13 protein-coding genes are annotated in these 10,307 nt (G+C 44.8%); 12 read left to right on the top strand and 1 reads right to left on the bottom strand.

Going from position 1 to position 10,307, the window contains the following annotated elements; all coding sequences use genetic code 11:
- The 9 genes from ACKVDP_RS09995 to rsmI form a co-directional block, all read left to right on the top strand.
- On the top strand, positions 1-1,426 hold a 1,426-nt coding region (locus tag ACKVDP_RS09995), incomplete at its 5' end, for an aminotransferase class I/II-fold pyridoxal phosphate-dependent enzyme (protein WP_409228698.1).
- Positions 1,427-1,439: 13 nt separating this feature from the next.
- Positions 1,440-2,075 (top strand): dTMP kinase, encoded by a 636-nt coding sequence (gene tmk, locus ACKVDP_RS09990; protein ID WP_409228697.1) that lies wholly within the window; start codon positions 1,440-1,442, stop codon positions 2,073-2,075.
- Entirely contained in the window at positions 2,072-2,398 is a 327-nt protein-coding gene (locus ACKVDP_RS09985) for a cyclic-di-AMP receptor (protein ID WP_409228696.1), read from the top strand. The genes tmk and ACKVDP_RS09985 overlap by 4 nt, the downstream gene beginning before the upstream one ends.
- Before the next feature lie 10 nt (positions 2,399-2,408).
- Positions 2,409-2,690, top strand: a complete 282-nt coding sequence (locus tag ACKVDP_RS09980) for a cyclic-di-AMP receptor (RefSeq protein ID WP_409228695.1) — start codon at positions 2,409-2,411, stop codon at positions 2,688-2,690.
- A 14-nt stretch (positions 2,691-2,704) separates the two neighbouring features.
- Positions 2,705-3,685 (top strand): DNA polymerase III subunit delta', encoded by a 981-nt coding sequence (holB, locus tag ACKVDP_RS09975; protein WP_409228694.1) that lies wholly within the window; start codon positions 2,705-2,707, stop codon positions 3,683-3,685.
- Positions 3,685-4,578, top strand: a complete 894-nt coding sequence (locus ACKVDP_RS09970) for a PSP1 domain-containing protein (RefSeq protein ID WP_409228693.1) — start codon at positions 3,685-3,687, stop codon at positions 4,576-4,578. The genes holB and ACKVDP_RS09970 overlap by 1 nt, the downstream gene beginning before the upstream one ends.
- A 96-nt stretch (positions 4,579-4,674) precedes the next feature.
- Positions 4,675-4,842: a 4Fe-4S binding protein gene (locus tag ACKVDP_RS09965; RefSeq protein WP_409228692.1), complete on the top strand. Its 168-nt coding sequence runs from the start codon at positions 4,675-4,677 to the stop codon at positions 4,840-4,842.
- Positions 4,843-4,918: 76 nt separating this feature from the next.
- Positions 4,919-5,635, top strand: a complete 717-nt coding sequence (locus tag ACKVDP_RS09960) for a tRNA1(Val) (adenine(37)-N6)-methyltransferase (RefSeq protein ID WP_409228691.1) — start codon at positions 4,919-4,921, stop codon at positions 5,633-5,635.
- Between the two features lie 4 nt (positions 5,636-5,639).
- The gene (gene rsmI / locus ACKVDP_RS09955) at positions 5,640-6,464 is read left to right on the top strand and encodes a 16S rRNA (cytidine(1402)-2'-O)-methyltransferase (protein ID WP_409228690.1); all 825 of its coding nucleotides are present in this window, start codon (positions 5,640-5,642) and stop codon (positions 6,462-6,464) included.
- Between the two features lie 59 nt (positions 6,465-6,523).
- Here rsmI and ACKVDP_RS09950 read toward each other — a convergent pair whose 3' ends face one another.
- A complete protein-coding gene (locus tag ACKVDP_RS09950) occupies positions 6,524-6,766 on the bottom strand; it encodes an AbrB/MazE/SpoVT family DNA-binding domain-containing protein (protein WP_409228689.1) in 243 nt (80 codons plus the stop codon).
- A 109-nt stretch (positions 6,767-6,875) separates the two neighbouring features.
- On the opposite strand from ACKVDP_RS09950, the gene ACKVDP_RS09945 reads away from it, so the two are divergent.
- The 3 genes from ACKVDP_RS09945 to ACKVDP_RS09935 all read left to right on the top strand — a co-directional run bounded on the left by ACKVDP_RS09945 (position 6,876) and on the right by ACKVDP_RS09935 (position 10,262).
- Positions 6,876-7,850 (top strand): DNA double-strand break repair nuclease NurA, encoded by a 975-nt coding sequence (locus ACKVDP_RS09945; protein ID WP_409228688.1) that lies wholly within the window; start codon positions 6,876-6,878, stop codon positions 7,848-7,850.
- A gap of 102 nt (positions 7,851-7,952) precedes the next feature.
- Positions 7,953-8,222 (top strand): GIY-YIG nuclease family protein, encoded by a 270-nt coding sequence (locus ACKVDP_RS09940; RefSeq protein ID WP_409228687.1) that lies wholly within the window; start codon positions 7,953-7,955, stop codon positions 8,220-8,222.
- 201 nt (positions 8,223-8,423) lie between these two features.
- On the top strand, positions 8,424-10,262 hold the full coding sequence (locus ACKVDP_RS09935; RefSeq protein ID WP_409228686.1) for an ATP-binding protein: 1,839 nt from the start codon (positions 8,424-8,426) through the stop codon (positions 10,260-10,262).
- Positions 10,263-10,307: the final 45 nt, after the last annotated feature.

The following is a 10,307-nucleotide window of genomic DNA, read 5'->3' as shown; positions in this document are numbered from 1 at the left end:
TGATCAATATACAATGAAAACACCTGTATTTGAAGCACTTAAGAACCTTATGGAGGAAAACAGCACCCACTTCCATATGCCAGGCCACAAGGGGAAAAATTCACTGATAGAATGGGGTAAATACGTTCCCTATATAGACACCACCGAGACTGAGGGAATGGATTACCTTCTGGAACCCAGGGGAATAATCAAGGAGTCCCAGGAAAATGCAGCCAAGGTTTTTGGATCAAAGGCAACCTATTACGGGGTAAACGGATCCACTGGAAGCATATATATTGCATTGGCTACAATAACAAAGCCAGGTGACAAGGTCCTCATACAGAGAAACTGTCACAAGGCTGTTTATAACGCCTTGATCCTGAACAGGCTTCAACCTGTTTATGTTTACCCAAACTATAATGAAAATCACAATGTACTAACAGGTCTATATCCTGAGGATGTTGATCAGGCTCTGACTGAAAACCCTGAAATCAAGGCAGTTGTCATGACCTATCCAAATTATTACGGAGTTTGCTCCGATGTGAATAAAATCGCTGAAATAGTTCACAAGCACAACAAGATCCTTATGGTGGACGAGGCCCATGGACCACACATGAGCTTTTCCGACAAGCTGCCCATTTCTGCGATCCAAGGTGGAGCCGACATTGTAATCCATTCAACCCACAAGACGATGCCAAGCCTGACCCAAACATCCTTGATCCATGTGTGCTCAGACAGGGTTGACCTTAACAAGCTAAGGGATAGATACCAGCTTTACACAACCACAAGTCCGTCATACCTCTTCACCCTATCCAACGAGATAGCAACTGCATACATGGATGGAGAAGGAAGGGAGAAGCTTGACTGGAGCATCAAGAAGATTGACCAGGTTATTGAAAGGCTGAACAAAAATCCCAGGATAGAGGTATTTACAGGAGATCCAGAGGATGAAACCATTTTTGACAAGGACAATACCAAGATCCTCATCAACATTGATGGAATAAGGGGAACTGTCCTAAAGAAAATGCTCCTGAGGGACTACAACATAAGAATCGAAATGTCAGATTTCTACTACGCCCTGATCCTGACAAGCGTAATTAACACAGAGGACGAATATGAAACCATAGTAAGTGCATTGGAGGACATTGCAGAGAAGGCACCCTATGAGGAAATAAACTGGGTGGATGTAAAAATGCCCACTCCAAAGATAATCATGCGACCATCAGAGGCATACTACAGCAAGAAGGAGCAGATAAAGCTGGCTGATTCAATCGGAAGAGTTTCTGCCTCACCCATAATCCCTTATCCACCTGGAATTCCACTACTGGTTCCAGGAGAGGAAATAACCCAGGAAATCTACGAGCATCTTCTCTTCCTTATGGAGAACGGTATGGATATCGTTGGCTTAATGGGGTATAATAAGGACTATGTAGTAGTTACTGAATAAGGAGCTGATGGATATGAGGGGCAAGTTTATTGCACTGGAGGGACCGGACGGGTCAGGAAAGTCAACCATGATGAATCTAATAAATCAATACTTGGTTGAGCATCACATTGACCATATTATAACCCGGGAGCCCGGTGGGACAGCAATAGGAGAGAAGATCAGACATCTCATAGTAGACCGGGACAACGCAAACATGGGCCCTGAGACAGAGGCGCTTTTATTTGCGGCATCCAGAGCCCAGCATATCCATGAAAAGATACTCCCTGCCCTTGAGCAGGGGAAAACTGTAGTTTGTGACAGATTCCTACTTTCCAGCCTGGCCTATCAGGGAGTCGGAAGAGGGCTGGGGATCGGGGAGGTCAAGGCCATAAACGACTTTGGTCTTCGGGGAATATACCCGGACCTTATACTATTTTTCCATGTTGATCCTGAGATCACCCTCCTGAGAAAGACAAAGGAAGGTGGAGACAGGCTTGAGGCTGAAGGGGGAATCTTCCACAGGGAGGTCTACGAAGGCTATATGACCCTCTTGAAGAAGTATCCGGAGAACATTACCCTGGTAGATGCGGCAAAGCCCATAGAAGAGGTATACAAACAGACAATAGAAGCCATTGACAACCTTTTGAGATTCAAGGAGGAGAAAAGATGAAACTGATTGTAGCTATAGTTCAGGACCAAGACGCACAAAACGTAATTAATGAGCTGACTGAAAAGGAATATAGGGTCACAAAGCTTGCTTCCACCGGTGGATTTCTTAAGGCTGGGAACACTACTCTTCTAAGCGGTGTCGAAACCGAACAGGTGGATGAGGTTATAGAGATAATTGAAAGAAATTGCAAGACCAGGGAAATCACAACATCACTTTTGACTGTGACCATGCCGGGTGACACATATATACCATATCCTCTGGAGGTAAAGGTAGGAGGAGCAACGGTGTTTGTTCTGGATGTGGAGCAGCATATAAAGATTTAGGAGGTCCCATATGAAGCTTATAATCGCCATCATTGATGAACAATATTCAAACAAGGTAGTAAGAAAGCTTATGTCTGAAAAGATCAGAACCACAAAGCTGGCTTCAACCGGTGGATTCCTCTCCAAGGGGAACACAACACTTCTAATAGGTGTAAATGACGACCAGGTGGATGTGATAAGCGAGCTTATAGCTGGAATTTGCAAGAAGCAGAAGGTTCAGAATGGAGACGAGCAGGTCACTGTGGGAGCCAATCTTTTTGTGGTACCAATTGACAGTTATCAGAGGGTGTAGTCTGGAGGAAGAACATGGATTACAAGGATATAGTGGGCCATGAGCTTGTGGTCCAAAGCCTTAAAAGAGCAGTAAAAAACAATAATATAAGTCACTTCTATCTGTTTGAAGGAGAGGAAGGTCTTGGGAAAAGAACATTAGGTAGGACTTTTGCCAAGACTCTTTTGTGTGAGGAAAAGGGGGAGGAGCCCTGTAACAGCTGCAGCTCTTGCATTAAATTTGACCACCTGAATCATCCTGACTACCATGAGATTGAACCTGAAAAGGGAATCATAAGGAAGGGTCAGGTGGAGGAAATTATTCGGGGTATGTCAATGTCACCGTTTGGGGGGGACAGGAAGGTCTTTCTCATGGACCAGGCACACCTCATGAACAAGGAAGCCCAGAATGCAATGCTCAAATCCCTTGAGGAGCCTCCCATATACGTACATATGATACTGGTCACATCCAGCTCCAAGAATCTTCTGCCAACCATAGTTTCCAGGGGACAGCAGATAAGATTCGGACAGATCCCCATAAGCCTGGTGGCGGAATACCTGGTTCAAAGGGAAGGAATGGCAACGGATGAAGCCAGATTTATTGCGGAGTTTTCCAAGGGCTCCCTGGGGAGGGCCGTCCAGCTGTGCAGCTCCGAAGATTTTTTCCAGATAAGGGATTGGATTATTGAACTTATGGATCTTTTGATAAGGGGTGAGAGTTGGAAGATCTTTTCTGCGGTTGAAAGGTTCACCGAAGAAAAGGAAAGGGTTCAGGAGCTTCTGGACATAATGCTGTTCTGGTTCAGGGACCTTATGGTGTACAAATCCACAGGAGACTTAAGTCTTGTTATTAACAGCGATAAAGAGAAATTGTTATCAGAACAATCTTTCCTGGATTTAGATAGAATAAATGATATAATAAAGAAGATACAGGATACGTCCATGAATTTACAGCTGAATGTAAACTATCAGCTGTCCATAGAGACTATGTTGTTTAAAATACAGGAGGAGTTTTGATGATTAAGGTAGTAGGAGTTAGATTTAAAAAAGCCGGGAAGATTTATTATTTTGATCCCGATGAAATAGAGGTTCAAAACAACGATTTTGTAATTGTTGAAACCGCAAGGGGAATTGAATTCGGTCATGTGGTTGTTGGACCTAAGGAGGTAACTGAGGATGAAATAGTGTCTCCTTTAAAGAAGGTACTTAGGATAGCTCTGGATGAGGACTTTGATACCCACAGGGAAAACAAGAAGAAGGCAAAGGAAGCCCTTGAAATATGTGAAAAGAAGGTGGCTGACCACAATCTGGAGATGAAGCTTGTGGATGTGGAATATACCTTTGACAACAACAAGGTTATTTTCTACTTCACTGCAGACGGAAGAGTTGATTTCAGAGATCTTGTTAAGGATTTGGCATCAATATTCAGAACTAGGATAGAGCTTAGACAAATCGGCGTTAGGGATGAAGCGAAAATGATCGGTGGAGTTGGACCCTGTGGACAGATAACTTGCTGCACCAGATTCTTGGGAGAATTTGCACCTGTATCGATCAAAATGGCAAAAGAACAGAGTCTATCCCTAAACCCAACAAAAATTTCAGGACTCTGCGGAAGGCTGATGTGCTGCCTTAAGTACGAGCAGGACACCTATGAGGAGCTCCTCCAAAAGATGCCCAATGTGGGGGATATAGTCACAACTCCTCAAGGACGAGGAATCATTGTTGATACCTACACACTTCTTGAGAGGGTGAAGGCAAAGGTCAAGCTGGAGGATGGCACGGAGGATATCCTGCAATTTCAGGTTGATGAGATCAAGAGGACCGGAAAGTATGATTCAAGCTATCAAAGATACCATGGCAACAATAACAGAAATTCCAAGGATGAGGATGTAAGAGGCCTTGAGGATTAGCAAGTTTTTAATATATTTTAATGTAATATCTTTTAAAAGGCAGTGATTTCTGTTAAAATATAACCAAAGCAATTTCATTTACAGGAGGTGAAAAGAATGGCTTATGTAATTAGTGATGATTGTATCGCATGTGGAGCATGTGAACCAGAATGCCCAACAGAAGCAATATCTCCTGGCGATATCTATGTTATCGACGCAGATAAATGCATTGACTGTGGCGCTTGTGCTGCTGTATGTCCAGTAGACGCACCAAAGCCAGAGTAGTACTTAGAAGCCTAAAAAGACCCGTATATGGGTCTTTTTTAGTACACATAGAGAATTAGCAAGAGAGGACTTTCCCATGAGAAGAATCGACCAGGTTCCAGGAACTGAATACAAGATAATACAGGACAAGGGTCTCTTTTCCTATGGAATCGATGCAATTCTCCTTTCCCATTTCAGCAAGCCAAGGGGAGTGGTTGTGGACCTGGGAACCGGGACGGGGATCATACCATTGAGAATAGCTGATAAAAAGGGTGTGTCCTTGGTCTATGGAGTTGAGATCCAGACAGAGGTGGCCAGGATGGCCCAGGAAACAGTAGAAATAAATTCCCTTCAGGACAGGATAAGGATTCTTAACACTGACATGAAGGAGCTGCCTGGGATTCTTGGTAAAGCAACAGTGGATACGGTTATCACCAACCCTCCCTACATGAAGCCCGGTGGGGCAATAGTAAACAGGGAGGACAACTTTGCAATCTCGAGACACGAAATAGCGGCAACATTGGAGGACATTGCGGCTGTTTGCGAATACATATTAAAGCCCCTTGGCAAGCTCTACATTGTACACAGGCCAAACAGACTGGTTGATGTATTGTGCACCCTGAGAAGCCATGGACTCGAGCCTAAATACATGCAGTGGGTCTATCCAAAACCTGGAAAGCAGGCAAACCTATTTCTGCTTGAGGCTGTCAAGGGTGGGAGGAGCGACTTTAAGTACAGAGAGCCCATTGTTGTCTATGATGAGAAGGGAAAGTACAATGAAGAGATTTATGAAATCTATGGAATGAGCAGGTGAGATTATGGAAGCAGGAACACTGTATATTTGCCCGACTCCAATAGGAAACCTTGACGATATAACCTTAAGGGTCTTGAAAATCCTTGGAGAAGTGGACCTTATTGCGGCTGAGGATACCAGACATACCCTTAGGCTTCTCAATCACTTTGAGATCAAAAAGCCCATGACCAGCTACCACGAGCACAACATCAGGGAAAAGGGACCCCAGCTTGTACAGCAGATGCAGGAGGGAAGGTCAATTGCCCTTGTATCTGATGCTGGAATGCCGGGGATATCAGATCCGGGACAGGACCTGATCAGGCTGGCCATTCGAGAGGGGATTGAGGTTGTTGGGCTTCCAGGACCGTCAGCAGCACTTCTGGCCCTTGTAATATCAGGGCTGCCCACGGAAAAATTTGCATTTGAGGGATTTCTCCCTTCAAAGGGCACAGATAGAAAAAAGGCCTTGGAAAGGATAAGGGATGAAAAGAGAACCTTGATTTTTTATGAAAGCCCTCACAGAATTGCCAGTAGCCTAAAGGATATGCTGGATATTCTTGGAGACAGACAGGCCTCTCTTTCAAGGGAACTGACCAAGCATTTCGAGGAGACCATGAGAGGTGGACTGGAGAAACTGCTGTCAGTTGCAGAGGAAAGAAACCTTAAGGGAGAGATGGTGGTTGTGGTCAGTGGTGCTGAGGAAGTTGAACCTGAAGAGGTGGATGTAAAGAGGGAGCTTAGGAAACTTCTGGATGGTGGAATGAGCAAGAAGGAAGCCGTCAAGGAGGTTGTTAGGGTTCATGGAGTCCCCAGAAACCAGGTTTATCAGGATAGCCTGGATCTGGATTAGGAGATGAAAATCAGTATAAAAAAACACTCGGAATCACCCGAATGCTTTTTTATGTGGTTCTATTTTGCCGAAAGCTCCTCTAGGCAGCCTTGGCAGATGTTCTTGCCTTTGAAATCCTGAACACCCTTGGATTCGCCACAAAAGATACATGATGGGGAAAACTTCCGAAGAATAACCTTATCCTCATCTACAAATATCTCAAGAGGGTCCTTAACCTGGATGTCTAGATTTCTTCTGAGCTCGATGGGTATAACAACTCTACCCAGCTCATCCACTTTACGGACTATACCTGTGGATTTCATCTAACCACCTCCCAATTAGGTTAACATAATAACCTAGCCAAAATATTACCATACTTACCAAAAAAAGTCAATAACTTTGAAGTGGTATTACAATGAAGTGAGGGAAAAAATGTACTCATTAAACAGTGAACTGAAAACAAAGCTACAGGTCATAAATACCGCCATACAGGAAAAGTATGGATTGATCCTTGATGGCCACAAGGAAAGACTCAGGGATTTTATTGGGGCTGAAATAGGCCTTATAAATGAGATTGAACCCTTGTCGCCAGAAGAGCTTGCAGGACTTGAAAAAAGGGGCGGAATTTGCGGCGTCGACGGGTCAAGCAACCGTGCAGGAGGTAACTACCCGCATTTTATCGAGGTTTATCAGGCCCTTGCCTTGACCACAACTAGGAGAGACGACCCTCTATACCTGGCTGAAATATACACTCCTGTCATCACGGATGAAGAGGATGAGGACGGTGAAAGGAGGGAGGAGCAGAAGAACCAGAAGCTGGCAGGTCTTGAGGTTCAGGCGGCAATAAAGGCAATCCAGCTTCACAGGCCCTATGCAATACTCATGGACGGTGGCCTTATCAGGTACAACATATATGCAGGTGAAGTATGGGATGAGCTGGTCCAACTGTGTGAGGACACTGGAACCATCCTTGTGGGTATCATCAAGGACATAAAGACAGGAGTGATAGGAGAGCAGCTTAAAAGGGACTACCCTGAGCTTAAGGGAAACATCTACGATAGGGAGCTCCTGTTCGGACTTCTGGATTACAGAGAGCTGCTTCTCATAGATGAAGCCGTAAGCAAGAAGGAACCCATGGGCTACAGCTCGGCATTCCTAAGAAGCTCAATTTCTCCAATGACCATTGGTCTTGATATCATCGAGAGCCAAAGAGGACACCTTACTGACATGGCCAGGCTTGTCCTGACACTGACGCCACAGAACAGCCGGGGAGTCCCCCTTTGGATCGATATCGTTGACAAGGAGGTCAAGATTTCCGACCAGATGATGAAGGGTATGCTTGAAAGGTATCTTGATCGGGGAGTCTATGAAAGGTTCTTCGTGTCGGAGAGGGATAAGAGAAGCTGAAAAGACAATTCTCAATTGAGATCCCTCCACTACGGTCGGGATGACAACTCCCTGTCATTTCGAGCTTAGTCGAGAAATCTAAAGTTTTTAAATGGAGGCAATATGTACTACGTCTATATTCTTACCAACAAGAGCAATAAAGTACTTTACATAGGAGTAACCAACAATATTGCTAGAAGGGTATATGAGCATAAAACCAAGATGATTGAAGGATTCACTAAAAAATACAACTTGGACAAGCTGGTCTATTTAGAGGAGACAGATAGTATTGAAAGTGCAATATTGAGAGAAAAACAGTTAAAAAAGTGGAGAAGAGAAAAAAAGATTGCACTTATTGAAAGGCTTAATCCCAATTGGGAAGAACTGATTTGAGATGTCTCGACTACGCTCGACATGACAACACGTCATCCCGACCGAAGTGGAGGGATCACATGACCCGGATTGGAATCCTGAATAGTCTTAACTCTTACTTCTTAATTCTTATATCTTAACTAAGGTAGCTAGATGTTCGGCTACGCTCGACATGACACTAAAAGCCACTATCCATTATTTTACTAACGAAGGAGAATATGTATGAAGGTTGTAGGAATAACAACACAGCAGGAATTTTACGTAGGCTCAAAGGAGAGGAACTTCCGTATCAACGAGTTCCTCTTAATCCAGGATCCCTTCCAGGAGGATTTGATCGGCGAGGTGGTGGAGGCCAGGACCTTCAACCGCTACATTCCCCTGGACATTGGAGGGGACTTTGTGGACAATGCAGTCCTTGAAAGCCTCAGAGCCCTTGGCTATGATGTGGATGAGGACACAATCTACATTGCAAAGGTCAGGCTTTTAAACGAAGCCCTCTATCCAGTGCAGACAGGCTCTGATGTCAGGCTTCCCAAATTCCATGAGATAAGGGACATCATGCTTAAGACAGACCCTGAAAACGGCTTGGTACTGGGAGTCATAAGAAACACTGACGACGTTGCCCAGGATATGGACGAGCACCTGAAGAACATCCTTTATACCTTTGAAGAGGGAGGCCTGAAAAAGCAGCGGGAGCTGCCCTTTATAATGGACTACAGGTCAATGCACCACTATCCTCACATAGGCGTGTTCGGAGGCTCGGGTTCGGGAAAATCCTTTGGACTGAGGGTACTCCTGGAAGAAATCATGAAGAAGGGAATTCCCACTATCGTACTGGATCCTCACTTTGAAATGGATTTTTCGGATACTCCTGAGTACATGAAGGAGGGAGAAGAGGATTTCACTTCCATGTTTTCATGCCTTCAGGTGGGTGCCCATGTTGGTGTAAGGTTTGAAGACCTTTCTGCAGGAGACCTGAAAAACCTTCTGGATGCGGCAAGTCCCCTTTCCGATGCCATGAATGGTGTTGTTGATGTAATGTTCAAAAGAAGGGACTCCTTCACAAGCTTTCTAGGTAGGCTTGAGGGCCTAACCGAAGCCCAGGAGGAGGGCTCTGTGGAGCGTATTGAGAAAAGGATGGCAGCAGCTGGCTCCCAGGGTGAAAGGGATTCATGGGAGGACAAGAAAGACCTGTATCTGTCCTACGACAAGACCTGTCCCTACAATTCAGTCAAGGGAGTTCTCTGGAGGCTTAGAAGACTATCCAATGAAGGTATCTTCTCCAAGGACAGCAGGGATATCGAAAACAGGCTCCAGGACGGAAAGCTAGTGGTAATCCAGGGAAGCACAAGGATTCTGCAGGTATACAGCACATATCTCTTGAACAACATCTACCACAAGAGAAGGGACTACAAGGATTCCCTGTACAAAAGGGAGGCTGGTGACTATTTCCCTCCATTTATAATCGTAACGGACGAGGCTCACAATTTTGCCCCCAAGGGCTATGATTCACCCTCCAAATCAATACTTCGGGAAATTTCACAGGAGGGTAGGAAGTATGGAGTCTTTCTAATACTTGCGACCCAGAGACCGACGCTACTTGATGAAACCATAACAGCTCAGCTGAACACCAAGTTGATTTTCAGGACAGTGCGTGCCTCTGACATAGATACAATCAGGGAGGAAACTGACATAACACACGAGGAGGCTAAAAGACTGCCATATCTAAGGACGGGAGATGTATTCATATCCTCTGCCCTAATGGGAAGAACCCTGTTTGCAAGGGTGAGGGCTGCTTACAGCTCAAGTCCACATACCCTGAACCCCTTTGACGAGCTTGAGAGGCAGACCAAGGAGGATGAGGGAAAATACCTCCAGCTGATTATGAGCAAGCTTCCCATCATGGAAACGGACCTTCTTGGAGTAATCCAGGAGCTTGAAAAGGAGGAGGGAGTGATTCTCACCCTTGGGAGATTGGAAGAAAAGCTCCAATTGTTGGCAAAAAAGAATTATATCCAGAAAGAAGACACATTTTTGGGGTATAGATATACAAAGGTATAACTATACCTTTCTTTGTAATCGTGTAAATTGCAGTGAATGATAACC

The sequence above is a fragment of the Gudongella ferriphila genome, from assembly GCF_046224405.1.
Taxonomy (GTDB): Bacteria; Bacillota; Clostridia; order Tissierellales; family Tissierellaceae; genus Gudongella.
This window is presented reverse-complemented; position numbering and strand designations above follow the sequence as displayed.

What these genes read in the sequence shown, in the direction of transcription:
- ACKVDP_RS09945 (WP_409228688.1), top strand. Translation starts at nt 6,876, where the DNA reads ATGTACTCATTAAACAGTGAACTGAAAACAAAGCTACAGGTCATAAAT.
- ACKVDP_RS09950 (WP_409228689.1), bottom strand. Translation starts at nt 6,766, where the DNA reads ATGAAATCCACAGGTATAGTCCGTAAAGTGGATGAGCTGGGTAGAGTT.
- ACKVDP_RS09970 (WP_409228693.1), top strand. Translation starts at nt 3,685, where the DNA reads ATGATTAAGGTAGTAGGAGTTAGATTTAAAAAAGCCGGGAAGATTTAT.
- ACKVDP_RS09940 (WP_409228687.1), top strand. Translation starts at nt 7,953, where the DNA reads ATGTACTACGTCTATATTCTTACCAACAAGAGCAATAAAGTACTTTAC.
- ACKVDP_RS09965 (WP_409228692.1), top strand. Translation starts at nt 4,675, where the DNA reads ATGGCTTATGTAATTAGTGATGATTGTATCGCATGTGGAGCATGTGAA.
- ACKVDP_RS09935 (WP_409228686.1), top strand. Translation starts at nt 8,424, where the DNA reads ATGAAGGTTGTAGGAATAACAACACAGCAGGAATTTTACGTAGGCTCA.
- holB (WP_409228694.1), top strand. Translation starts at nt 2,705, where the DNA reads ATGGATTACAAGGATATAGTGGGCCATGAGCTTGTGGTCCAAAGCCTT.
- rsmI (WP_409228690.1), top strand. Translation starts at nt 5,640, where the DNA reads ATGGAAGCAGGAACACTGTATATTTGCCCGACTCCAATAGGAAACCTT.
- ACKVDP_RS09985 (WP_409228696.1), top strand. Translation starts at nt 2,072, where the DNA reads ATGAAACTGATTGTAGCTATAGTTCAGGACCAAGACGCACAAAACGTA.
- ACKVDP_RS09960 (WP_409228691.1), top strand. Translation starts at nt 4,919, where the DNA reads ATGAGAAGAATCGACCAGGTTCCAGGAACTGAATACAAGATAATACAG.
- ACKVDP_RS09980 (WP_409228695.1), top strand. Translation starts at nt 2,409, where the DNA reads ATGAAGCTTATAATCGCCATCATTGATGAACAATATTCAAACAAGGTA.
- tmk (WP_409228697.1), top strand. Translation starts at nt 1,440, where the DNA reads ATGAGGGGCAAGTTTATTGCACTGGAGGGACCGGACGGGTCAGGAAAG.